A 23,431-nucleotide genomic window follows, 5' to 3' on the forward strand; every position below is an offset into this window, starting at 1 on the left:
TGATTCAACCGGCGGCGCTCGAGTGCCCCAGGTCCCGCCATCCGTGCGCGCATGGCCCGTTACACTGGCCCGATGCTTTCACCGATTCCGACCCTGCAGGTCGCCCTGCCCGTCCCGCTGCCGCGCCTGTTCGACTACCTGTCGCCGGAGGGCGATGCCCCTGCGGTGATGCTCGGCTGCCGCGTGAAGGTGCCCTTCGGCAACCGCGAGCTGGTCGGCGTGGTGGTCGGCCACGGCCAGGCCGACGACGGCCAGGGACTGCGCCAGGCGCTGGCCTGGTGTGACCCGCAACCGCTGCTACTGGGCGAGCTGTGGCAGAGCCTGCAGTGGTTGGCGCGTTACACCCACGCACCGCTGGGCGAGGTCCTCAGCACCGCCCTGCCCGGCCCGCTGCGCCATGGCGAGGCCCTGCCCGAGACCCATCACTGGGGTTGGCAACTGACCCACGAAGGCCGCGCCCAGCGTGAAAAACTGCGCGCCGGCAGCCGCCCCCGCCAGTTGGCCGAACTGCTGGCCGAGGCCGTGGTGGATGAAGACGTACTGGGCGAGCGCATGGACGACTGGCGCACCGCCGCACGCAGCCTGGCCAAGCGCGAGCTGGCCGAGCGCGTTGCGCTGAGCGTGGCCCCGCAGCACGCGCAGCCGCTGCCCGGCCCCACGCTCAATCCGGACCAGGCCGAGGCCGTGGCCGCGATCAACGCCGCCGACGGCTTCCAGCCGTTCCTGCTGGATGGCGTGACCGGCAGTGGCAAGACCGAGGTCTACCTGCAGGCGATCATCCATTGCCTGGCACAGGGCCGGCAGGCGCTGGTGCTGGTACCGGAAATCGGCTTGACCCCGCAGACCCTGGCGCGGTTCCGCGGCCGCCTCGGCATTGCCGTGCACGCACTGCATTCGGGTTTGAACGACAACGAACGTGCGCGCGTCTGGGCCGCCGCTTCGCGCGGCGAGGCACGGGTCATCGTCGGCACGCGTTCGGCGGTGTTCACGCCACTGCCGCAGGCCGGCCTGCTGATCGTCGACGAGGAACACGACGGCAGCTACAAGCAGCAGGACGGCATCCGCTACCATGCGCGCGATTTCGCCCTGGTGCGGGCCAAGGCACTGGGCATTCCGGTCTTGCTGGGCAGCGCCACGCCCTCGCTGGAAACGCTGCACAACGCCTATGCCGGGCGCTACACCCACCTGCGCCTGAAGCAGCGCGCCGGCGATGCGCGGCCACCGCGCGTGCGCATCCTCGATGTACGCAAGCGGCCACTACATGACGGTCTCTCCGCCGATGTGCTGGCCGGCATCGGCGAGCACCTGCAGCGTGGCCAGCAGGTGCTGGTGTTCAAGAACCGCCGCGGCTATGCGCCGGTGCTGCTGTGCCACGACTGTGGCTGGACCGCGCCGTGCAACCGCTGCGATGCACCGATGACCGTGCATGGCGGTGGCCGGCGCCTGCAGTGCCATCACTGCGGTGCAAGGCAGCCGGCACCGTTGGCATGCCCGGCCTGCGGCAGCCTGGCGCTGCAACCGCAGGGTATCGGCACCGAACGCCTGGAAGAACATCTCACTGCGGCCTTCGCCGATTTCCCGGTGATGCGCATCGACCGTGGCACCACCTCGCGCCGCGATGCGTTGGAACAGCAGCTGGCGAAGCTGGGCGACCGGCCCGGCATCCTGGTCGGCACGCAGATCCTGGCCAAGGGCCACGACCTGCCCAAGCTGACCCTGGTGGTGGTGGTGGGCATCGATGAGGGCCTGTTCTCGGCCGACTTCCGTGCCAGCGAGAAACTGGCGCAGCAGTTGATCCAGGTGGCCGGCCGCGCCGGCCGCGCACGCGACCCGGGCGAGGTCTGGCTGCAGACCCATCATCCCGGGCATCCGTTGCTGGAGACCCTGGTGAACGGTGGCTACCACCCGTTCGCGCAGGCCGAATTGAACCAGCGCCAGGCCGCCGGGTTCCCGCCCTTCGCGCACCTGGCGTTGATGCGCGCGGAAGCGCAGCAGGTCGAGCACGCCAACGCCTTCCTGCTGGCGGCGCGGCAGCTGCTGGGCGAGCAGAACGTGGTGGAGGCCTACGGGCCGATGCCGGCACCGATGCCGCGCCGTGCCGGTTACCAGCGCACGCAGCTGCTGCTGTCGGCACTGCAGCGGCCGCCACTGCACAGCGTGCTGGCGCAGCTGGTGCCGCAGCTGTATGCGCTACCGGAAGCGCGCAAGGTGCGCTGGTCGCTGGATGTGGATCCGACCGATCTGTATTGAGGTCTGGCAACCGGTACTGCGTAGCGTCGAGCTTGCTCGGCTGCCGTGCGCCAGAAGCAGTCGAGCAAGCTCGACGCTACGCCGAACGCCACCGCTTACGTCAGCGGCGACATCACGCCGCGCTGGTAGGCCGGGCGTTCGCGCAGGCGCGCATACCAGTCGGCCAGGTGCGGCAGTTCCGGGCGCTGGATCGGCAGTTCGAACCAGGCATAGATCAACGAGCCCAGCGGGATGTCGCCCATCGCGAACGTATCGCCGGACAGCCACGGCTGCCGGGCCAGGGTCGCGTCGGCCATCGCCAGGTAGTCACCGGCACGCACGATGGCCGCGTTGATCCGCGCTTCGTCACGGTCGGCCGGCGCGGTGCGCATGATGCCCCAGATCAGGTCACTGTAGATCGGCGCCATCCGCGAGGTGCTCCAGTCCATCCACTTCTCGGCCTGGGCGCGCTGCATCGGGTCTTCGGCGTACAGCGTGCCCAGCGCGTAGCGCGCGCTCAGGTAGCGCACGATCGCGTTGGATTCCCACAGCGGCAGGCCATGGTCTTCGATCACCGGCACCAGGCTGTTGGGGTTCATCGCCAGGTACTCCGGCGTCTGCGTGCCACCGTGGCTGCCGCCGACTTCGATGGATTCATACGGCAGGCCGATTTCTTCGGCACACCACAGCACCTTGCGGACGTTGCTTGAATTGCGACGGCCCCAGATCTTCAACATGCGGGTATTCCCTGCTGGCAATGCGAGCGGCAACGATACGCCTGATTGGTGTGGGTGTGTGCATGCCGGATGCGGGATCTGGCTTCTGGGCGCTGCCGGCCAGCGGCCGGCACTACCGGTTCTTTTTGGGCAGTGCGCGTACGTAGGAGGATTTGCCGTCCTTCTTCAGTTCGAACAGGCCGATCGCCGCCAACAGATCGCTCAGCTTTCCGTAGCCATAGTTGCGCGGATCGAACGAGGCCTGGTTGCCGATCTGGCTGCCGACCGGGCCAAGATGCGACCAGCCATCCTCGCCCTCGGCCGCCGACACCGCACGGCGCAGCATCTTCACCAGCCGGGTATCACTGCGCATTTCCGCACCGCTCTTGCGCGGCCGTGCATCGTCGTTGGTCGCCGGTTCGTTCGAGGCCTGTTCGCTGGAGGCCTGCTCGGCATCCGGAACGCTGGCATGGGTCTGGCCCAGCGCCTCCAGATAAGTGAATTTCGAGCACGCGTTGACGAACGGTTCGGGCGTCTTCTTCTCGCCGAAGCCATACACCTTCACGCCATCGGTCAGCAGCCGCATCACCATCGGGGTGAAATCGGCATCGCTGGAGACGATGGCGAATCCATCGAGGTTGCGCGCGTACAGCAGGTCCATGGCATCGATCACCATCGCCATGTCCGACGCGTTCTTGCCCTTGCTGTAGGCGAACTGCTGGATCGGGCGGATCGCATATTCGTGCAGCACCGCTTCCCAGCCCTTCAACCGCGGGCTCTTCCAGTTGCCGTAGGCGCGGCGCACGTTGGCCACGCCGTAGCGGGCCACTTCGGCCAGCACCTCGTCGATCTTCGAGGCCGGCGCGTTGTCGGCGTCGATCAACAGGGCGATGCGCTTTTCCGGTTCGCTCATGGGCTCCTCACGGGCGGTTGCCTGAACCCGAGTATCGCCGATCCACGCGGGCGCTGACGTGACAGGCGGCCGCCGTGCGAAGATGCCAGGCGCTTCCCCCAATGCCCCCACTGGAGTGAGTCGATGAGTCGCGAGCGCGTTCCCCACCTGGTCGTTGTCGGCGGTGGTTTTGCCGGTCTCTGGGCGACCCGCGCCCTGGCCCGCGAGCGCATACGCATCACCCTGGTCGACCGCCGCAACCATCACCTGTTCCAGCCGCTGCTGTACCAGGTGGCCACCGCCGGCCTGTCCGCGCCGGACATCGCGGCACCGCTGCGCCATATCCTCGGCCACCAGCGCAATGTGGAAGTCCGCCTCGGCGAAGTGGTGGCCATCGACAAGCAGGCCCGGCAGATCCGCATGGCCGATGGCAGCATGCTGGACTACGACAGCCTGCTGCTGGCCACCGGCGCCACCCACGCCTACTTCGGCAACGACCAATGGGCCGATGATGCGCCCGGCCTGAAAACCCTGGACGATGCCATCGCCCTGCGCCGCAAACTGCTGTTGGCGTTCGAGCGTGCCGAGGCCGAACCGGACTCGGCAAAAAAGGCCGCCTGGCTGAGTTTCGCCATCGTCGGCGGTGGCCCCACAGGCGTCGAACTGGCCGGCACGCTGGCCGAGATTGCTCGGCATACGCTGCGCAACGAATTCCGCCATATCGACCCAGCCAGCGCCAAGGTGCGGTTGGTCGAGGCCGGCCCACGCGTGCTGTCCTCGTTCCCCGAAGTACTTTCGCTGAAGGCGCGCCGGCAGCTGGAAAAGCTGGGCGTGGAAGTACTGACCGGCACCCCGGTGAGCGACATCGACAGCCAGGGCTTCAAGCTGGGCGAGCAGTTCGTGCCAGCCCGCACCGTGGTATGGGCTGCGGGCGTGGCCGCCTCGCCGCTGGCGCGCACGCTGGACGTGCCGCTGGACCGCGCCGGGCGCGTGCAGGTGCAGCCGGACCTGACCCTGCCCGATCATCCGGAACTGTTCGTGGCCGGTGACCTGGCCGCACTGAACCAGGCCAATGGCAAGCCGGTGCCCGGCGTGGCCCCTGCGGCCAAGCAGATGGGCAAGTACGTGGCCGAGGTGATCCGCGCGCGCTTGCACGGCAAGCCCGCGCCCGGCCCGTTCAAGTACGCCGACTACGGCAACCTCGCCACCATCGGCCGCATGGCAGCGATCGTGCATCTGGGCCGCCTGCAGCTGTCGGGCATCCTGGCCTGGTGGTTCTGGCTGGCTGCGCACGTGTTCTTCCTGATCGGCTTCCGCAACCGCGTCGTGGTGCTGCTGAACTGGGCGGTGGCGTACTGGAGCTACCAGCGCAGCGCACGCATCATCTTCGGTGATGACCAGGAAGACCGACGGCCAAGGCGGTAGGGCCGCGTGCATGTTCCTGTAGAGCCGAGCCATGCTCGGCTGCGCTTCGCGCGGATTGCAGAAGCCGAGCGTAGGCTCGGCTCTACTGCGCCTTCGGCTTCGGGTACCACAACGCGTTGACGATGACCCAGCGCTGGTCGAAGCGCCCCATGTGGAAGTAATCGACGAACCACGGGGTTTCCAGTCGCACCGAGGCCACGTTGCCGGTCACGTCCAGCACCGTGCAGCGGCGGTCCCATTGGTCCTTCGGGGTCTTCAGCGCGCCCTGCTTCGTCAGCGAGACCAGCTCTTCCTTCGACATGCGGCGCAGGCCCAGGCGTTCGTCGGGGGTATCGCCGAGCACCGCGCGCTTGGCCAGGTCCGGATGCAGGGAACGGGCGACGCGCTGTGGATCGGCTTCCAACTGGCCGTCGACGTAGTCGTGGCAGGTGGCTTCGATGGCCGCGATCGTGGCCGGGTCGGCGGCGGGACTCGTTGATGCGGAAAGAGCGAACAGCAGGGCAATCGCGGACATCCGGGTCTCCAGCTCTGGGCGCGGGGCGATCATCGCATGGGCCGGGCAGCCCATCCACGCATGGCGTGGATCTACCGGGGCCGGCGAGCCGGCAGGCCGGAGCCGAGCGTGGGCGTGGATCTACAGCAGCGTTCCGGCGGGTGCCTGCAGCCAGGCCAGCTTGCGTTCGCGCGGCTGCTGCTTGAGCTGCCATTCGGCGCGCGAAGCGGCGGCCCGGTCCGGGTACTCGCGCACGGCCAGCACGCGCAGCGGCGGGCGGGCCCGGGTGTAGCGGGCGCCCTTGCCGGCCTGGTGGGCGGCGAAACGTGCCTCCACGTCGGTGCTGATGCCGGCGTAATAGCTGCCATCGCGGCATTCGAGCAGGTAGAGGAACCACGGGCGGAGGGACGGGGCCATGGCCGGATTATGCCGTGCTGCACTGCAGCGGATATACTGGCGCCCGAATGCAGGAGAGAGGCGCCGCGCTGGCGCCCGCCGAAGGCGCAGGCTCCCATGATCGCTCAGGCCGGTGGGCTGGAATCCCACCAACCATGCATTCGACTCGCCGAGCTGGAGAGAGGTCACCGGGCACGCCCGGGACGATCCGCCGAAGGGGCACGCGGCCAACGCCGCTGAACTCTCAGGCAAAAGGACAGCGGGAGCGGCACCGGTCATCGTCATCCCGTCATTGCGCAGGCAGTGGCGGTGGTCGTGCATGGCCGGCCCCACCGCGCCCGGAGCCCGCCCCATGCTGCTGTCCATCATCTACCTGATCGCCATTTCCGCCGAAGCCATGACCGGCGCGCTGTCCGCCGGCCGCCGCCGCATGGACCTGTTCGGCGTGGTCATGATCGCCTGCGTCACCGCCCTCGGCGGTGGTTCACTGCGCGACATCCTGCTCGGCCACTATCCGCTGGGCTGGGTGAAGCATCCCGAGTACCTTGCTTTCACCGTGTGCGCGGCGCTGATCGCCACCTGGGTGGCGCGCTGGATGCATCACTTCCGCCGCACCTTCCTGGTGCTCGACGGGCTGGGCCTGATCGCCTTCACCCTGATCGGCTGTTCGATCGCGCGCGAGGCCGGCCATGCCACGCCCATCGTGCTGATCGCGGGCATGCTGACCGGTGCCTTCGGCGGTGTGCTGCGCGACATCCTCTGCAACGAGGTGCCGCTGATCTTCCAGAAGGAGCTGTACGCGATCATTTCGCTGCTGACCGGTGCGGTGTACCTGTTGCTGCTGCACTGGGGCGTGGCCGACGCGACCGCGATCCTGTGCTGCCTCGGCGGCGGCTTCGCGCTGCGCCTGCTGGCGATCCACTACCGCTGGGAAATGCCGAAGTTCGTGTACCACGACGAGGTGCATTGAATGCTGTGTGCCAGGCGTGGGCCCTCGTGGTTCAACCCTGCAGGTTGCCACTCATCGGGCTCTCCCCTGCCAGGATGCGCCGCCGGTAGGCCTCAGACGGATAGACATTCCATGGGATCCCACCGTTGCTGCAATCGACTTCGATCTCTTCAAGCAGCCCAGGATGAACCCATCCAGATAGATAGTCAGGATCGGATCTCCTATTGAAGCCCGGGCAATACACCCGCCCTTCAACAACGATGTCGTTCTGTACGGTGGAAAGGAACGAGGCCCGAAGATCTCCCCAGACCTGCGTATACGTGCCTGTCTCGAGAAACGTCTGCGCGGTCAGATTGCCGCCCACAGCCAGAATCCCATCATTGAGTGAGCATGCGTGTAGATGCTCGCATTCCAGTTCATCCCGCACGAAGACCCAGCCACCGCAGTCAAGATTCCGGACACTGACACTGCCCAGAACAATCATGCACAGTGTCTCGCTTAGGTCATTCAGTGCCAGCGTGCCCTCTACGCTCAGATCACCGTCGACGATCACGCAGTCGGTCTCGCAATCCGACTTCCAGTCGCCAACGAGGTTTGCTCCAGGCACGACCTTGAACGATGGTACGTACTCATCCTGATCGGGTGCTTCGTTCGCAGAAGCGGCAATCAGAGCCCGAGCTTTCAGCGTACTACACAGAAGTGCTTCCTCTCCTCTGTTGCGATAGATCTCGATTCGTTCGTCAAGCTCTTCCAGCAGGCCCACTGTCTTCGAAGACGACGATGGTTCAAACCAGTCTTCGATCACAGAAATCGCATCATCGGCAATCCGACCGCCCTTCAAGCGTAGAAGTGCCTTGGCAACGTCACTCGACATCGACTGACACGCTGAATACAGAGAGCTGTCATCAGGGAATACATGCATTGGCGGCGGTCCACTCAGCGAGGGAGGCCCCCATCTTTGGCCGAAGCCACGCGAGAACTCCATGCAACTCGTCCGAAATCCCATCGTCTGGCTATCTGCATCTAAGCGTGACGCGGAATTGCCAGAGCGCCCGCGCTTCGCGCGATGGTCGAGCATGGCTCGACGCTGCAAAGGGCGATATCCACGCAGAGCGTGGATCTACGGCATCAAGCGCATCGCGAATGGACCCACACCACCCCGGCGATGTACCTGGCGCTGTCGCTCATGCGCAGCGCCAGGCGCATCGCCGGTGCAGATGGGCCGGTCTCCAACTCCGACCGGCCCTGATCGCGGCCGCACCCCCGCAGGCGCTGGCCGCCATCCACACACGTGCCGCACTCAGGCGGCTTCCATCAGGCGGCTTCGGACACCTTCACTTCACGACGGGCGCGCACGGCCGCAGCCAGTCGCCCCAGCACCGTCACAGTGGTGTCCCAGTCGATGCAGCCATCGGTGATGCTCTGCCCGTAGACCAGCGGCTGGCCCTCCACCAGTTCCTGGCGGCCACCGACCAGATGGCTCTCGATCATCACACCGACGATGCGCTGTTCGCCGTCTTCCAACTGAACGGCGATGTCCTCGATCACCTTCGGCTGGTTGTCCGGGTTCTTCAGGCTGTTGGCGTGGCTGGCATCGATCATCAGGCGGGTCGGCAGCTTGGCCTTGGCCAGCGCTTGGCAGGCCTCGGCAACGCTGCCTGCGTCGTAGTTCGGCTGCTTGCCGCCGCGCAGGATCACATGGCAGTCCGGATTGCCGGTGGTCGAGACGATGGCGGTGCCGCCCTGCTTGGTGACCGACAGGAAATGATGCGGATTGGAGGCAGCCCCCACCGCGTCAGCAGCGATCTTGACGTTGCCATCGGTGCCGTTCTTGAAGCCGACCGGGCACGACAGCCCCGAGGCCAGTTCGCGGTGCACCTGGCTTTCGGTGGTGCGCGCACCAATCGCGCCCCAGGCCACCAGGTCGGCGATGTACTGCGGCGAGATCACATCGAGGAATTCGACACCGGCCGGCAGGCCAAGCTTGTTGATGTCGCGCAGCAGGCCACGGGCGATGCGCAGGCCCTTGTCGATCCTGAAGCTGCCGTCCAGGTCGGGGTCGTTGATCAGGCCCTTCCAGCCCACCGTGGTGCGCGGCTTCTCGAAGTACACGCGCATGACGATTTCCAGTTCGCCGGCCAGCGCATCGCGCAGTGGCTTCAGGCGCTGGGCGTACTCGATGGCCGCATGCGGATCGTGGATCGAGCACGGGCCCACCACCACCGCCAGGCGGTCATCACGGCCGTGCAGGATCTGGTGCAGGGCCGCGCGCGAGGCGCTGACGGTGTCGGAGGCTTCATCGTCACACGGCAGCATCGCCAGCAGCTGGGCAGGCGGTGTCAGCGGTTCGATGGTGCGGATACGCAGGTCGTCGGTGTGCGGGGGCATTGCGGGGGTTCTCCGGAACGTTGGGGGTCCCCAGCGTGGCGGCATGAAAAAAGCCGCCAGGTTCGCTGGCGGCTTTCGGGAATGCGTCTGAAGCTTTCTTCAGGGTGAGCGCAGTCCTTCCTCCGCCAGAGGCTTCGGAAAGTAATACCAGTAAAAGCGGGTGGCGGCTGCGTTCATGGGATGTATTGATAGCACAGCTTCTGCGCAGTGCAAAATGTTTCATCCGCAACTGGGGACGCGGTTCAGCGAGGTGCGCGCCGGCGCGGCCCATGCGGCGGCAACCACGCGAAGTCGCTCATCTGCCATGCACTTCCACATCCAGCAGCAGGCCTTCATGGATGTCGGCCCAGCGCTCCAGCACGCGGCCCAGCTCCTGCCGGGCCTCGTCCAGCTGCTCGGGGTTGAGCAACGAGCGCGCGGTGTAGAGATCGGAGACCAGCCGCCGCAGGACCGCTTCGGGAATGGCCACCGACGGCCCCTCCTGTTCCGGCAACTGCAACGCCGGGGTTTCACCCAGAGGGCCGAACAGCGTGACCTGGAGCGTGCTCTGCATGATCAACTTCCCTGCGGACGGACATGGGCAATGCACTGTTTACCGTGTCTGGGTGACAGGCGCATGTGCCATGCACGCTTGAATGGTCCGGGGTTGCCGGCCGGCGGCCGGCGGCCGGCATTACCGCAACGAACGCAGTGCGCGCTTGCGGATGTAGGCGTTGGCGGCACCGGGGTGCTCGTGCTGCCAGCGCGCGCACAGGTCACGCAGCCACTGCGGCTGCGTCTTGCCGGCATCGTTGAGCCAGTTGCCGAGCGAGTCCTGCACATAGCGTTCGGGGTCATCGGCCAGCGCTTCAAGCAGCGGCAATGCGTGTTCTGGATGCTGCTTGAACGGCGCGATGTGCGTGGCCCACACGCCGCGTGGACGCAGTGCTTCGCAGGCGAACCGGCGCAGGTAGGGCGATGCCTCCTGCGTCCAAGGGCGCAGGTGCTCAAGCGCCTGCAACGGCGCAGCAACGATGTCCGCGCGCAGCGCCAGCCACGCCCATTCGCGCACGCCGAAGTGCGGGTCATCGGCCAGCGTGCGCATCTGCTGCAGCTTCTCTGCCAGGGTTGCGCGGGCATCACTGCCGATCAGGTAGCAGGCCCAGCCGCGCACGGTATCGGAGTTGTGATGCTGCCAGAGCGCAGGCGCGCCCTGCCCCGCTTCACGCAGCAGTTGCGCGGCCAGGGCCATGCGCAGCGTGATGCCCTTGCCTGAGGCGTCCCGCATTCGTTGCAGCAACTCCGGTGCAAGCACAGGCGCCACCACCTGCAGCAGCGCAACGAAATCCACTGCCAGGCATTCGGCCAGATGGGTGGCGGGGACACGGCCGGTGTTCAGTGCATGCAGGCGTTGCGCCGGAATCGCCGGGCTCATGTTGCAGGCTCCCGTCCAGCATCGGTGCACTGCCAGACCTTGTGCAACAACCGCGACAGCTGCTGCTGTTCATCGGTGTCCAGACCATTGAACAGGCCACCGATCCACTGCGTGTGCTGGTCGAACAACGTCTCGGCCAAGCGCTTTCCCGGTGCGGTCAAGACGATCTGCAGGCGACGGCCATCTTCCGCATCACCGCGACGCTGCAGCAGGCCTTCGCGCTGCAGGCCATCGAGCAGGCCGCTGATGGTGGCGCGGGTGACGCCCGCGCGCTCGGCCAACGCATGCGGCGGCAGCGTGCCACCGGCACCGTGCAGCAGGAACAGCACGATGAAGCGGCCTTCGCTGAGCCCATGTGGCGCCAGCCGGCTGGCGCAGTCGTGATCGATCGCCGAGGACAGCGACAGCAACTGGAAGCACAGCCGCAGCAGGGCGACATTGCTGTGGCCACGTCGCTGCGCTTCCTCCAGCAGGGCATGGTGCTTGGCTTCGATCATCGGCCGCATATTGTGATTAGGCAGCTAATCATAATATGGAAATAACGTCAGGGTCGATCAAGTGTTGATGTCAGGAGTGCTTTGCCAGCAGCAGCCGCGCGATCAGTCCGCCGCCTTCGCGGGGCAGCAGCAGCAGCTCGCCACCATGCCGTCGCGCGACGTTGGCAGCGACCGCCAGGCCCAGCCCGGTCCCACCGGTAGTGCGGCTGCGAGAGCTCTCGCTGCGCTGGAAGGGCTGCAGGAGGCGTGCGCGGTCAGCCTGGTCGATGCCGGGGCCGCGATCCATCACGTCCAGCTGCACCACGTTGCCGGACAGCGCGGCCTGCAGCTGTACCGCGCCCGCGTAGCGATCGGCGTTGTCGATGAGATTGTCGATCGCCCGCCGCAGCAACAGCGCGTCCCCCTGCCACGGCAGCGCGTCCGGTCCGTCGAAGGAGATATCGACGCCGCGCAGCAGCGCGCTCTGCACGCATTCCTCCAGCAGCGCGGCCAGGTCGAGTGGGCGCATCTGCAATGGCTGCAGCTCGCCACGCGCATAGTCGAGGACCTGCTCGATCATCGTGTCCATGCGCTCGATGTCGGCCACCATCCGCGCCGCCTGTTGCGGCGGCGCGAACTCCGCACGCAGGCGCAGGCCGGTCAACGGTGTGCGCAGATCGTGCGCGACGGCGGCGAGCATGCGGGTCATCTCCTGCGCCTGTTCGTGCAACCGCTCGCGCCCGGCGCTGATCGCGCGGGCCAGTACCTGCACCTCGCGCGGGCCGTCGTCCGGAAGCGGTGTGCTGGCCTGCAGGTCCACGTTGGCGCTGGCCTCGGCCAGCCGCCGCAGGGGCCGGCCAAGGCGGATCGCGGCCCATGCAGCCAGCGGTGCCAGCAGCACGGTCCCCGCCACCAGCGCCAGCACGACCTGCCGGCGCCACGCTGCCAGATCGCTGTGGTCGCTGCCCACCACCTGCCATCGACCATCAGCCCGGCGCACGGCCAGTTCGAACGGCGTCCACTGCATTGCGGTCAGCACCGCGACCTGCGCCCGCAATGCGTCCGCACGCGCTTTGGCGTCGAGCACGGCGCCGCCTTCGATGACCTGCACCTCCGGGGCCTTGCCGCGGCTGCTCCAGACCAGCTTTACGTGCTCCAGCGGCTGGCCCAGCTGCGCGGCCACCAGGTGGGTGAGCCAGTCGTTGCTGAGGCCCTTGGGTGGAGTCGCGCGGGTTTCCAGGTGCAGGCCCAACACCGCGGCGGAGCGTTCACCCTGCAGTACCTGCATGGCCTGGTCCAGCCGCATCGGCGGCGGCGGCGGTCGCGGCATCCAGCCCACCACCGCCACGCTGACCAGGGTGGCCAGCAGCAGGCTGGCCAGGGCCAGCGTCGCGACCCAGCGCGCGGTGGACCAGCGCGCCGTCACAGCACCTCCACTTCGGCGTCGAAGCGATAGCCTTCGCCGCGCAGCGTCTGCACCAGTGCCTCGGCGCCGGGTGCCGCCTGGCCCAGCCTGCGGCGCAGGCGGCTGATCGCCAGGTCGACAGCACGGTCGACGCTCTCGCTGTCCTCGCCCCGGGTCAACGACAGCAGCTGCTCGCGTCCCAGCACCCGCCCTGCGCGCTCGGCGAGCGCCAGCAACAGGGCAAATTCGCCGCGGCTGAGCGCCAGCTCGTTGCCATCGGGTGCAAGCAGGCGGCGTTGTTCGGGAAACAATCGCCAGCCGCAGAAACGCAGCTCGCTGGCCACCTGGGTGCGCAGCTTGTCCTGCCGGCGCAGCAGTGCCCGCACCCGCGCCAGCAGTTCGCGCGGATCGAAGGGTTTGGCCAGATAGTCATCGGCCCCCATTTCCAGACCGATCACGCGATCCGGTGCGGTGCCCATCGCCGACAGCATCAGGATCGGGATGGCGCGTGCCTGCAGCCGGCGGCACACCGACAGGCCATCCTCGCCCGGCATCATCCAGTCCAGGATGATCGCGTCCGGCCGCTCGCTCTGCAGCAGCACATCCAACGCCGCGGCGTCGGCGGCCACACGCACCTGGTAGCCGTGCAGCATCAGGCAGTCGGCAATGGCATCACGGATGCTGGCATCGTCATCGACAACGATGACCCGGGCGGGAGTGTTCATGCGGCCAGTATCGTGCAGGTGTGTATCAGCACGGTATCAACGCCGATGTTCAGCCGATACGCCGATGCGCGCCAATGGGCCTCCCCGTTCAACTCCGGAGACTTCCCGTGCGCCTCACCCTGTTGCCCCTGCTTGCCGCCGCCTTCCCCACGCTGGCCGCCGACACCCCCGAACATGTGCTGCCGATGTGGATGCAGGGCGGGCACCCGACGGTGGCGCTTTCGCTGGACAGCCGGGCCGAACCGCTGCGCTTCGTGGTCGACAGTGCGGCCGGCGCCACGCTGGTCGATGGGCGTGTGGTACGCCGTTACGGCCTGGTCGATGGCAAGGCCGAGGTTTCGATCGCCCAGGGTGCCAGTACCTCGGGCGCGCAGCTGCGGCGCACGCGCACCACCACCTGGCAGCTCGGCAGCTGGCAGCTGCAGGCCAGCGCATTGCAGGCCGATCTGGCGTCGCTGACCACGGGCGACGACCCCGCCATCGACGGCTTGGTCGGCAATGACCTGACCGCACGCTGGGACACCCGTTGGGACTTCGTTCGAGGTGAGCTGTCGCTGTCGAGAGCCGGCACCCTCCACTTCGACGATGACAGCTGCCAGGCCAATGCACTGCCGGACCGCGCCGAGGGCCTGCGCGATTTCGGATTCATCACCCTCACCTTCGGCGGAACGAACATCGCTGCCGTTGCCGTGGTCGATACCGGCGCTGCGCAGACCGTACTCAACGATGCCGCCGCGCGCGCCCTGGGATTGCGCACCGATGGCAGCGATCCGCGCGTGCGCGTACGCAGCAAGGGCACCGAAGGCCTGGGCGGAAAGCCGCACCCGACCTGGCTGTATACCCTGCCCGGCCTGCGCAGCGCCGGTTGGCAGCACCCGGCCATGGAGGTCAGGATCAGCGAGCTGCCGGTGTTCAAGGCCATCGGATTGGACAAGCGCCCCACGCTGATCCTGGGCGCCGATGCCATGCGCGGTGGCCAGGTCGACATCAGCACCGAAGCGGCGCGGATCTGCCTGCACCGCCCGACCGCCAGCTGAGGCCAGGCCATGACGCCGGCGGCGGGCTGGCGTAGCATCGCGCCACGTCCTGCCAGGAGGTCCACGCATGCGCCGTGCTGCCCTGTTGTTGCTGACGCTGTTCCCGCTGGCCGTGCTGGCCGCACCACCCCCGGTACCTTCGCCGGCCCGCATCGATGCCGAAGCGCAGCGGCTGATGCGGGCTGCACAGGCGCGTGGCATGGCGCTGGCGGTGATCGATGGCGGCAAGGTGGTGCACGTGGCCGCCTATGGCGAACGCAATGCCGCAGGCGAGCCGCTGCGCACCGACACCGTGATGTACGCCGCCTCGCTGACCAAGATGGCGTTCGGTCATCTGGTCGCACAGCTGGCACAGGATGCGCGGATCGGGCTGGATGCCAGCATTGCCAACTCACTGGACAAGCCCCTGCCGGACTACCCGCCCGAGCCAAAGAAGTACGCCGACTACAGCGTGCTGGCCGATGATCCGCGTTGGCGCCAGCTCACCCCGCGCCTGCTGCTCAACCACGCCAGTGGCTTTGCCAACTTCGGGTTCCTCGAACCGGACGGCCGGCTGAAGTTCCACTTCGATCCGGGCAGCCGCTATGGCTATTCCGGCGAAGGGTTGATCCTGCTGCAGTTCGTGATCGAACGCGGGCGGCTGGGCGAGGATGTGGGCGCGTTGATGCAGCAGCGGGTGTTCGACCGCTTCGGCATGACCCGCACCAGCATGATGTGGCGCGAGGATTTCGCCGGCAATCTGGCCGATGGCTGGACCGCGCAGGGCGCCGCCGAGCCGCACGATGAGCGCAGCCGCGTGCGCGCGGCCGGCTCGATGGATACCACCATCGGCGACATGGCCCGCTTCGCCGCCGGCTATGTGCGTGGCGACGGGCTGTCTGCATCGATGCACAGGGAGCTGGTACGGCCGCAGCTGCCGATCGCCACTGCCAGCCAGTTCCCCACCCTGCAGCCGGAGCTGCCGCCTGCACAACGGCACCGGGACCTGGCGGCAGGGCTGGGCGTAGTGACCTTCCAGGGCCCGCAGGGTGCCGGCTTCTACAAGGGCGGCCATGATGATGCGGTGGGCAATACGCTGGTGTGCATCGAACAGGGCCAGCGCTGCGTGGTGATCCTGGGCAACGATGTACGTGCCGAGGCGGCGTTCCCGGCGTTGGTGCGCTTCGTGCTGGGGGAAACCGGCGTGCCCTGGGAATGGGAATACGGGGCGAAGAAGCCGTTCGTGCGTTGACCGCATCGCCCGCCACGCCCACAAAAAAACCCCGCCTTGCGGCGGGGTTCTTCAGTGCTTCGGGAATGCGTGGACTTAGAAGTCCATGCCGCCCATGCCACCCATGCCGCCCATGCCACCGGCGCCACCCATGGCCGGCTCGTCCTTCTTCGGAGCTTCGGCAACCATGGCTTCGGTGGTGATCATCAGGCCAGCGATCGAGGCAGCGTTCTGCAGCGCCGAACGGGTCACCTTGGTCGGGTCCAGGATGCCGAACTGCAGCATGTCGCCGAACTCGCCGGTGGCGGCGTTGTAGCCGAAGCTGCCGGTGCCTTCCTTGACCTTGTTGATGATGACCGACGGTTCTTCACCGGCGTTGGCGACGATTTCGCGCAGCGGGGCTTCCATCGCACGCAGGGCGATCTGGATGCCGTGGTTCTGGTCTTCGTTGGCGCCCTTCAGGCCAGCCAGCGAGGTGACCGCACGGACCAGGGCAACGCCGCCGCCCGGGACCACGCCTTCTTCAACGGCTGCACGGGTAGCGTGCAGGGCGTCGTCGACGCGATCCTTCTTTTCCTTCATTTCGATTTCGGTCGAGGCACCGACCTTGATCACGGCAACGCCGCCGGCCAGCTTGGCCACGCGTTCCTGCAGCTTCTCGCGATCGTAATCGGAGGAGGTGTCCTGGATCTGGGTCTTGATCTGGCCGACGCGTGCGTCGACGGCAGCCTTGTCACCCACGCCATCGATGATGGTGGTGTTTTCCTTGGAGACCTGCACCTTCTTGGCGCGGCCGAGGTCCTTGATGGTGGCCTTTTCCAGCGACAGGCCCACTTCTTCGGAGATCACGGTACCGCCGGTCAGCACGGCCATGTCTTCCAGCATCGCCTTGCGACGGTCGCCGAAGCCCGGTGCCTTGACGGCCACGACCTTGACAATGCCACGGATGGTGTTGACCACCAGGGTCGCCAGCGCTTCGCCTTCGACTTCTTCGGCAACGATCAGCAGCGGCTTGCCGGCCTTGGCGACGCCTTCCAGCACCGGCAGCAGGTCACGGACGTTGGAGATCTTCTTGTCGTGCAGCAGGATGAACGGGTCATCCAGGTCAGCGGTCTGCGACTGCTGGTTGTTGATGAAGTACGGGGACAGGTAGCCGCGGTCGAACTGCATGCCCTTGACCACGTCCAGCTCGTTGTCCAGGCCCGAGCCTTCTTCAACGGTGATCACGCCTTCCTTGCCGACTTCCTTCATCGCGTCAGCGATGATCTGGCCGATCGACTCGTCCGAGTTGGCCGAGATGGTACCGACCTGGGCGATCGCCTTGTCGTCGGCGGTCGGCTTGGAGATGTTCTTCAGCTCGGCAACGGCGGCCACGACGGCCTTGTCGATACCACGCTTGAGGTCCATCGGGTTCATGCCGGCGGCAACAGCCTTGGCACCTTCGCGGATCAGGGCCTGGGCCAGCACGGTGGCGGTGGTGGTGCCGTCGCCGGCGTCGTCGTTGGTGCGCGAAGCAACTTCCTTCACCATCTGCGCGCCCATGTTCTCGAACTTGTCAGCCAGTTCGATTTCCTTGGCGACGGAGACGCCGTCCTTGGTGATGGTCGGAGCGCCGAAGCTCTTTTCCAGCACGACGTTGCGGCCCTTCGGGCCCAGGGTGGCCTTGACGGCATTGGCGAGAACGTTGACGCCGCGCACCATGCGCGAACGGGCGTCTTCACCGAAACGAATATCCTTGGCAGCCATTGCGATTACCTCGATGTTTGCGCCGGGCCGGGCCCGGCGACGAAAGGGGATGTCTTACAGGAAAGCAGGTCGCGCCGAGGCTCAGCCGATGACGGCGAGCACGTCGTCTTCGCGCAGGACCTTGTACTCGACGCCTTCGCTCTTGTACGAGCTGCCGGCGTACTGGCCGTAGATGACCTTGTCGCCAACCTTCAGCGACGGCGCGCGCACGCTGCCGTTGTCCAGCGGCTTGCCCGGGCCGACGGCCACGACTTCACCCTTGGTGGACTTTTCCTTGGCCGAATCCGGAATGACGATGCCACCGGCGGAGATTTCGTCGGCTTCGATCGGCTTGACCACAACGCGGTCGTGCAGCGGCTTGATGCTCATGAGAGACCTCTTAAGTTATTGATTGGTCTGAAAAAGTCTGGCGATGTTAGCACTCACCCCAGGTGACTGCCAGCATTGCTCGCGAAAAAGCCCGACGAATCGGGAGCAGGACAGAGATGGAGCTGCCCCAGGGCCTTTCAAGGCCGCCGCCGGAAAAAAATTTCATCGTGCCGGAGCCGGACACCCACGTCCGCGTGAAGACTGCGCGTCGCGTGCGCTGCGGCATCCCCACAGGGGAATCCTCGACATTTGGTGATCCGCGTCGCACTGTCAGATATCTGACGTTCATTTACGACAAAGTGTCACTGGATCGGCCTTAGGCTCGGCCGCGCATTCCCAATCACAAGGAGTAGTCGATGCGATTGCTGTCCCCGCTTGCCGCCGCCTGCCTGCTGGCGCTGGCCGCCGCGCCGGCCCAGGCCGAGGTCTTCATCAACGAACTGCACTACGACGACAGCACCCCGGCCGGTGACGTCGGCGAAGCGATCGAGGTCGTAGCCACCGCCGGCGAGGACCTGTCCGGCTACCGCCTGTACCTGTACAACGGCGCCAACGCCTCGGCCGCGGTGGTCTACGCCAACAACCCGGTGCCGGCCGGCACCGCCGCCGGCTGCGGCAGCGCCACCATCGCGGTGGTCAACTACCCGACCAACGGCCTCCAGAACGGCCCGAACGACGGCATCGCCCTGGTCGATGCCAGCGGCAAGGTGGTCCAGTTCCTCAGCTACGAGGGCGCCATCACCGCTTCCGGTGGCCCCGCTGCCGGGATGACCAGCCAGAACATCCCGGTGGCCGAGACCAACAGCACGGCGCCGGGCACCTCGCTGCAGCTGACCGGCAGCGGCAGCCAGTACGCGCACTTCACCTGGGCCGAGTCGGCCAGACAGACATTCGGCAGCTGCAACAACGGCCAGACCTTCAGCGGCGGTGGCACGCCGGGCCCGAACACGCCGCCGTCGGTGTCCACCACCACGCCGGCGCAGGGCAGCACCACCTTCCCGGCCGCCGCCGATCTGGAAGTGGTGTTCAGCGAGACGGTGAACCTGGCCAGCGGCGCCTTCGCGCTGAGCTGTGGCACCTCCGGCAGCGTGCCGCTGACCTTCCCGGCCAGCGGACGCAGCGTGAAGCTGTCCACCAACACCGCGCTGGTAGCCGGCGAGGCCTGCCGCTTCGACATCCGCGCCGCGCGCATCACCGACCTGCAGGGCGCGCACCCGGCCGCCGACAGCCGCATCGCCTTCACCGTGGCCAGCACCGGCGGCAATCCCGACCCGGGCAACCCGGGCGTGCCGGCCGGCTACTACTCGAAGGTGAACACCTCCAGCCCCAGCCAGCTGCGCTGCTCGCTGCATGCCACCATCAAGGGCCATACCGCATACCCGTACAGCGGCTCGGGTACCAGCACCTGGACCATCCTGGAGATCGCCGACGAGGATCCGAACAACAGCGGCAGGATCCTGGATGCGTACCGCAACCGCAGCTACGCAAAGGTGACCGATCGCGCCGGCAGCGGCAGTGGCCTGAAGTACAACCGCGAGCACACCTGGCCGAACTCGCTGGGCTTTGCCAGCACGACCGGTGACAAGGGCCTGCCGTATGCGCCCTACACCGACACCCACATGCTGTACCTGACCGATGCGCAGTGGAACGCCGACCGAGGCAACAAGCCGTTTGCCAAGTGCGACGCCAACTGCGGCGAGCGCGCCACCGAAGCCAACAACGGCCAGGGCGGCGGCAGCGGCGGCTACCCGGGCAATTCCAACTGGGTGCGCACGCCGGACGGCAACGCCGGCACCTTCGAGGTGTGGGGCAAGCGCAAGGGCGACATGGCGCGTGCGGTGATGTACATGGCGATCCGCTACGAGGGCGGCAAGGATGCGGCCACCGGCCAGTCCGAGCCGGACCTGGAACTGACCGACGACCGCAGCAAGATCGTCAAGACCAGCAGCTCGCCGGCCTACATGGGCCTGCTGTCGACGCTGATCGATTGGCACCTGTCCGACCCGCCGGATGATGCCGAGCGCTCGCGCAATGACGTGATCTACTCGTTCCAGGGCAACCGCAACCCGTTCATCGACCACCCCGAGTGGGCCACCCCGGCCCTGTTCACCTCGGCCAAGCCGGCCACCTGCCAGCTGGCCAACTGACCGCGCAACGCAGCGGTGCACTGCCGCCGCCGGGCCCTGGCCCGGCTGCGGCCCTATACTCGACGGCCATGTCGACCGTCGATCCCGTCCTGTTGCTGTTGACCACCTGCCCGGACCGGGCCAGTGCCGAGCGCATCGCGCACGCGCTGGTCGGCGAGCGCCTGGCTGCGTGCGTGACCCGCCTCGATGGCGCGCAGTCGACCTACCGCTGGCAGGGCGAGGTGACCACCGACAGCGAGCTGCAGCTGCTGGTGAAAACCACCGCGAGCCGCGTCGATGACGCGATTGCCCGGATCGTCGAACTGCATCCGTATGAACTCCCGGAGTGCATCGCGGTCGAAACCCGGGCCGGCCTGCCGGCGTATCTGGACTGGATCCGGGCACAGACCCGGGAGGACACTGATTGAAGACTCTGTTTGCGCGTGGCGCCGCCTTGTGCGCCCTGTTGTGGCTCTCGTTGCCGGCCTTCGCGCTGGATGAGAAGGACCTGCTGCCGGTGGACCAGGCGTTCGCGCTGACCGCCATCGCCCCCGAACGTGGCCAGGTGCAGCTGCAGTTCAAGATCGCACCGGGCTATTACCTGTATCGCCACCGCACCAGCGTCAAGGCGGACCCCGCATTCAACGCCGGCACGCTGCAGATGCCCAAGGGCGACAGGCACCACGACGATTTCTTCGGCGAGGTTGAAACCTATCGCGAGCGCCTGCAGGCCACCCTGCCCGGCACACCCACCGATGCGGCCGGCACCATCAGCGTGGAAGTGCGCTACCAGGGTTGCGCCGATGCCGGTGTCTGCTACCCGCCGCAGAAGCGCGTGGTGCAGGTCACCCTGCCGGGCGGCGGTGCGCCGGCTGCGGCACCCGCGGCGCGTACCAGTGCCGGCAACCCGTTCAATAATCCGCTGGCCGGTGCCGGCAGCACGGGCGGCCTGCGCCTGCCGGGCGCGGCCAGCAACAGCCAGGCGCTGCCGCTGCCGTCGGAACAGGCCTTCGGCTTCGATGCCATCGCCAGCGACGGCAACACCCTGCTGCTGCGCTTCAGCCCGGCCCCGGGCTACTACCTGTATCGCGACCGCACTTCGCTGAAGCTGGAAGGCAGCGCCGGCGTGCTGGCCGACAAGCCGCGTTGGCCGGCCGCGCAGTCGCATCGCGATGAACATTTCGGCGATGTCTCGGTGTACTTCAACCAGGTGGAAGTGCCGCTGCCGCTGCGCCGCACTGTCAGCGAGGCGGTCGACAGCACCCTGGTGGTGACCTTCCAGGGCTGCCAGACCGATGGCATCTGCTACCCGCCGATGACGCGCCGGGTGAAGCTGTCGATTCCGGCCGGCAAGGCCAACGCCAGCGCCGGCCAGGCACCGCCGCGCAACGAGGTGATCAGCCCGCTGGCCGCTGGCAACGGCGCCCCGCGCGAAGCGGCCAACGGCGCACCGCTGCGCCTGCTGCCGACCGTGCCCAACGACGGAGCTGCCCGCCCGGCCGCCGCAGGCGCTGAGGGCGCAGGCAATGAATTCGCCACCGACGCGCAGGGTGACAACGCGCTGCGCACGCGCCCGCCGGCGACCACCCCGAACCCGGACCGTTCATTCGTCTGGGTACTGTTGCTGGCGCTGGCCGGTGGCCTGGTGCTGAACCTGATGCCGTGCGTGCTACCGATCCTGTCGCTGAAGGTGCTGAGCCTGGCGCAGAGTGGCGAAAGCCCGCAGCGCGCGCGCAGCCATGCGCTCTGGTACACGCTGGGCGTGCTGGTCGCGTTCGCGGTGATCGGCGCGCTGATGGTGGGCCTGCGCGCGATCGGCAACGCGGTCGGCATCGGCTTCCAGCTGCAGCATCCGGGCGTGGTGGCGGCGCTGGCCTACATCATGTTCGCGGTGGGCCTGAGCCTGTCCGGTGTATTCACCCTGGGTGGCGGCATCGGCAACCTCGGCCAGTCGCTGGCCAGCCGCAGCGGTCCGGCCGGTGATTTCTTCACCGGTGCGCTGGCCTGCGTGGTCGGCAGCGCCTGCGTCGGCCCGTTCATGGGCGGTGCCATTGCCTACGCCTTCATTGCCCCGCCCTTGAAGGCGATGACCGTGTTCCTGTTCCTCGGCCTGGGCCTGGCCCTGCCGTTCCTGCTGATCGGCTTCGTGCCGGCACTGGCGCGCCGCCTGCCCAAGCCGGGCCCGTGGATGGAAACGCTCAAGCACGTGCTGGCCTTCCCGATGTATGCCACCGCGCTGTGGTTGCTGTGGGTGCTGGGCAAGCAGCGTGGCGTGGACGGCATGGCGCTGGTGCTGGGTGGCCTGCTGCTGCTCGCCTTCGGCCTGTGGCTGTTCGAGCGCAACCGCTGGACCGGCTCGCGCGCGGTGACGCTGCTGGGCGTGCTGCTGGCCATCGGCGCACTGGTGCCTGCCTGGGGCGTGACCCAGCTGGCAGCGCCGACGCGTGCCGCACAGGCGGCCAGCGAGAACGTGGTCGAGTATTCGCCGCAGCTGCTGGACCGCCTGCGCGCCGACAACCGCGTGGTGTTCGTCAACATGACCGCCGACTGGTGCGTGAGCTGCAAGGCCAATGAGCGCGCGGTGCTGTCGCGACCGGAGTTCAAGGACCTGCTCAAGCGCACCAACGCGGTGTACATGCGCGGCGACTACACCAACGTGGACCCGCAGATCACTTCGTTCCTGGAAGAGCACAAGGCGGTGGGCGTGCCGCTGTATGTGGTGTACGGCCCCGGCGCACCACCGACCGTGCTGCCGACCCTGCTGACCCAGGCGGTGGTCGAGGAAGCGCTGCTGCGCACCGCACGATGAAGTGGCAACGGCCAGCGCTGCTGTGGACAGCGGTGCTGGCCGCCGGCCTGGGCCTGTGGGCCGGGCATCGACTGACGCCGGCGCCGGTGGCATCGGCTACATCACCGGCCGCTCCCGCCAAGCTTTCGCTGCAGGCGGGCGATCCGATGCCCGCGCTGTCGCTGCCCGACCTTGAAGGACGCGCACTGGATCTGCGCCGGCACTTCGCCGGCCGCCCGCTGCTGATCAACGTGTGGGCCAGCTGGTGCGCGCCCTGCGTGGAAGAAATGCCCGAACTGGCTCGTTTCGCCCACCTCCAGAGCAGCGACGGCGTGCAGGTGCTGGGCCTGGCGCTGGACACCCCGGACGACGTGCGTGGTTTCCTGCAGCGGGTTCCGGTGGACTACCCGATCGTGGTCGAGACCCCGGGCCCGCGCGATGCCAGCGTACAGCTGGGCAATGCGCAGGGCCTGCTGCCCTACAGCGTGCTGTTCGATGCGCAGGGGCGGATGGTCAAGGCGAAGCTGGGGCCGTTCGCCCACGGCGAGATCGACGGCTGGGTGAAGTGAGGGTTCGGCAGGGTTGCACCCTGCACCCGCGGTAGTGCCGGCCGCTGGCCGGCAACCTCAACAGCAAAAGCGGGCTTT

The 23,431-nt window shown here is 67.4% G+C and carries 22 protein-coding genes and 2 riboswitches; of the genes, 9 read left to right on the forward strand and 13 right to left on the reverse strand.

Annotation, left to right across the window (positions count from 1 at the left end; translation table 11 throughout):
- The first annotated feature begins 72 nt into the window (after nucleotides 1–72).
- A complete protein-coding gene (locus N7590_RS03005; protein WP_279935143.1) occupies nucleotides 73–2,250 on the forward strand; it encodes a primosomal protein N' in 2,178 nt (725 codons plus the stop codon).
- A 95-nt stretch (nucleotides 2,251–2,345) separates the two neighbouring features.
- On the opposite strand, the gene N7590_RS03010 is transcribed toward N7590_RS03005, so the two are convergent.
- Together N7590_RS03010 and N7590_RS03015 are read right to left on the reverse strand one after the other, a co-directional pair.
- Nucleotides 2,346–2,966: a glutathione S-transferase gene (locus N7590_RS03010; RefSeq protein ID WP_053450915.1), complete on the reverse strand. Its 621-nt coding sequence runs from the start codon at nucleotides 2,964–2,966 to the stop codon at nucleotides 2,346–2,348.
- 112 nt (nucleotides 2,967–3,078) lie between these two features.
- Nucleotides 3,079–3,858, reverse strand: a complete 780-nt coding sequence (locus tag N7590_RS03015) for an NYN domain-containing protein (protein WP_053450916.1) — start codon at nucleotides 3,856–3,858, stop codon at nucleotides 3,079–3,081.
- 123 nt (nucleotides 3,859–3,981) lie between these two features.
- Between N7590_RS03015 and N7590_RS03020 the strand changes: the two genes are divergently transcribed.
- Nucleotides 3,982–5,262 (forward strand): NAD(P)/FAD-dependent oxidoreductase, encoded by a 1,281-nt coding sequence (locus N7590_RS03020; RefSeq protein ID WP_164241488.1) that lies wholly within the window; start codon nucleotides 3,982–3,984, stop codon nucleotides 5,260–5,262.
- 82 nt (nucleotides 5,263–5,344) lie between these two features.
- On the opposite strand, the gene N7590_RS03025 is transcribed toward N7590_RS03020, so the two are convergent.
- Together N7590_RS03025 and N7590_RS03030 are read right to left on the reverse strand one after the other, a co-directional pair.
- A complete protein-coding gene (locus tag N7590_RS03025; protein WP_164241487.1) occupies nucleotides 5,345–5,776 on the reverse strand; it encodes a nuclear transport factor 2 family protein in 432 nt (143 codons plus the stop codon).
- Nucleotides 5,777–5,896: 120 nt separating this feature from the next.
- A complete protein-coding gene (locus tag N7590_RS03030; RefSeq protein WP_049456845.1) occupies nucleotides 5,897–6,172 on the reverse strand; it encodes a GIY-YIG nuclease family protein in 276 nt (91 codons plus the stop codon).
- A gap of 40 nt (nucleotides 6,173–6,212) precedes the next feature.
- A riboswitch (glycine riboswitch) is annotated at nucleotides 6,213–6,302 on the forward strand.
- 13 nt (nucleotides 6,303–6,315) lie between these two features.
- A riboswitch (glycine riboswitch) is annotated at nucleotides 6,316–6,419 on the forward strand.
- Between the two features lie 84 nt (nucleotides 6,420–6,503).
- Between N7590_RS03030 and N7590_RS03035 the strand changes: the two genes are divergently transcribed.
- On the forward strand, nucleotides 6,504–7,121 hold the full coding sequence (locus N7590_RS03035; RefSeq protein WP_006472906.1) for a trimeric intracellular cation channel family protein: 618 nt from the start codon (nucleotides 6,504–6,506) through the stop codon (nucleotides 7,119–7,121).
- Nucleotides 7,122–7,152: 31 nt separating this feature from the next.
- Here the strand turns inward: N7590_RS03035 and N7590_RS03040 are convergent, their stop codons facing one another.
- The 7 genes from N7590_RS03040 to N7590_RS03070 all read right to left on the reverse strand — a co-directional run bounded on the left by N7590_RS03040 (nucleotide 7,153) and on the right by N7590_RS03070 (nucleotide 13,508).
- Nucleotides 7,153–7,974 carry a hypothetical protein gene (locus tag N7590_RS03040; RefSeq protein ID WP_164241486.1) on the reverse strand — a complete coding sequence of 274 codons (822 nt, stop codon included), beginning with the start codon at nucleotides 7,972–7,974 and terminating at the stop codon, nucleotides 7,153–7,155.
- 440 nt (nucleotides 7,975–8,414) lie between these two features.
- Nucleotides 8,415–9,488: a 3-deoxy-7-phosphoheptulonate synthase gene (locus N7590_RS03045; protein WP_164241485.1), complete on the reverse strand. Its 1,074-nt coding sequence runs from the start codon at nucleotides 9,486–9,488 to the stop codon at nucleotides 8,415–8,417.
- A 295-nt stretch (nucleotides 9,489–9,783) separates the two neighbouring features.
- Entirely contained in the window at nucleotides 9,784–10,041 is a 258-nt protein-coding gene (locus tag N7590_RS03050) for a hypothetical protein (RefSeq protein ID WP_053450920.1), read from the reverse strand.
- Nucleotides 10,042–10,161: 120 nt separating this feature from the next.
- The gene (locus N7590_RS03055; protein ID WP_164241484.1) at nucleotides 10,162–10,902 is read right to left on the reverse strand and encodes a DNA alkylation repair protein; all 741 of its coding nucleotides are present in this window, start codon (nucleotides 10,900–10,902) and stop codon (nucleotides 10,162–10,164) included.
- The gene (locus N7590_RS03060; protein WP_164241483.1) at nucleotides 10,899–11,399 is read right to left on the reverse strand and encodes a MarR family transcriptional regulator; all 501 of its coding nucleotides are present in this window, start codon (nucleotides 11,397–11,399) and stop codon (nucleotides 10,899–10,901) included. Before N7590_RS03060 ends, N7590_RS03055 begins: the two co-directional genes overlap by 4 nt.
- Before the next feature lie 70 nt (nucleotides 11,400–11,469).
- Nucleotides 11,470–12,708 (reverse strand): ATP-binding protein, encoded by a 1,239-nt coding sequence (locus tag N7590_RS03065; protein ID WP_164241511.1) that lies wholly within the window; start codon nucleotides 12,706–12,708, stop codon nucleotides 11,470–11,472.
- Nucleotides 12,709–12,800: 92 nt separating this feature from the next.
- On the reverse strand, nucleotides 12,801–13,508 hold the full coding sequence (locus N7590_RS03070; RefSeq protein WP_053509959.1) for a response regulator transcription factor: 708 nt from the start codon (nucleotides 13,506–13,508) through the stop codon (nucleotides 12,801–12,803).
- 107 nt (nucleotides 13,509–13,615) lie between these two features.
- Here N7590_RS03070 and N7590_RS03075 point away from each other — a divergent pair, with 107 nt between their 5' ends.
- A complete protein-coding gene (locus N7590_RS03075) occupies nucleotides 13,616–14,545 on the forward strand; it encodes a pepsin/retropepsin-like aspartic protease family protein (protein WP_239544284.1) in 930 nt (309 codons plus the stop codon).
- Nucleotides 14,546–14,612: 67 nt separating this feature from the next.
- Entirely contained in the window at nucleotides 14,613–15,776 is a 1,164-nt protein-coding gene (locus tag N7590_RS03080) for a serine hydrolase domain-containing protein (RefSeq protein WP_164241482.1), read from the forward strand.
- 75 nt (nucleotides 15,777–15,851) lie between these two features.
- On the opposite strand, the gene groL is transcribed toward N7590_RS03080, so the two are convergent.
- Both groL and N7590_RS03090 read right to left on the reverse strand, forming a co-directional pair.
- On the reverse strand, nucleotides 15,852–17,501 hold the full coding sequence (gene groL / locus N7590_RS03085) for a chaperonin GroEL (RefSeq protein WP_006473018.1): 1,650 nt from the start codon (nucleotides 17,499–17,501) through the stop codon (nucleotides 15,852–15,854).
- 81 nt (nucleotides 17,502–17,582) lie between these two features.
- Nucleotides 17,583–17,870, reverse strand: coding sequence for a co-chaperone GroES (locus N7590_RS03090; protein ID WP_006396661.1), 288 nt, complete (start codon nucleotides 17,868–17,870; stop codon nucleotides 17,583–17,585).
- A gap of 356 nt (nucleotides 17,871–18,226) precedes the next feature.
- On the opposite strand from N7590_RS03090, the gene N7590_RS03095 reads away from it, so the two are divergent.
- The 4 genes from N7590_RS03095 to N7590_RS03110 all read left to right on the forward strand — a co-directional run bounded on the left by N7590_RS03095 (nucleotide 18,227) and on the right by N7590_RS03110 (nucleotide 23,353).
- On the forward strand, nucleotides 18,227–20,017 hold the full coding sequence (locus N7590_RS03095; RefSeq protein WP_053509953.1) for an endonuclease: 1,791 nt from the start codon (nucleotides 18,227–18,229) through the stop codon (nucleotides 20,015–20,017).
- A gap of 68 nt (nucleotides 20,018–20,085) precedes the next feature.
- The gene (gene cutA, locus N7590_RS03100; RefSeq protein WP_049456835.1) at nucleotides 20,086–20,424 is read left to right on the forward strand and encodes a divalent-cation tolerance protein CutA; all 339 of its coding nucleotides are present in this window, start codon (nucleotides 20,086–20,088) and stop codon (nucleotides 20,422–20,424) included.
- A complete protein-coding gene (locus tag N7590_RS03105) occupies nucleotides 20,421–22,805 on the forward strand; it encodes a protein-disulfide reductase DsbD (protein ID WP_164241481.1) in 2,385 nt (794 codons plus the stop codon). Before cutA ends, N7590_RS03105 begins: the two co-directional genes overlap by 4 nt.
- Nucleotides 22,802–23,353: a TlpA disulfide reductase family protein gene (locus N7590_RS03110; protein ID WP_164241480.1), complete on the forward strand. Its 552-nt coding sequence runs from the start codon at nucleotides 22,802–22,804 to the stop codon at nucleotides 23,351–23,353. Before N7590_RS03105 ends, N7590_RS03110 begins: the two co-directional genes overlap by 4 nt.
- Nucleotides 23,354–23,431: the final 78 nt, after the last annotated feature.

The sequence above is a fragment of the Stenotrophomonas sp. GD04024 genome (genome assembly GCF_029837545.1).
Taxonomy (GTDB): domain Bacteria; phylum Pseudomonadota; class Gammaproteobacteria; order Xanthomonadales; family Xanthomonadaceae; genus Stenotrophomonas; species Stenotrophomonas forensis.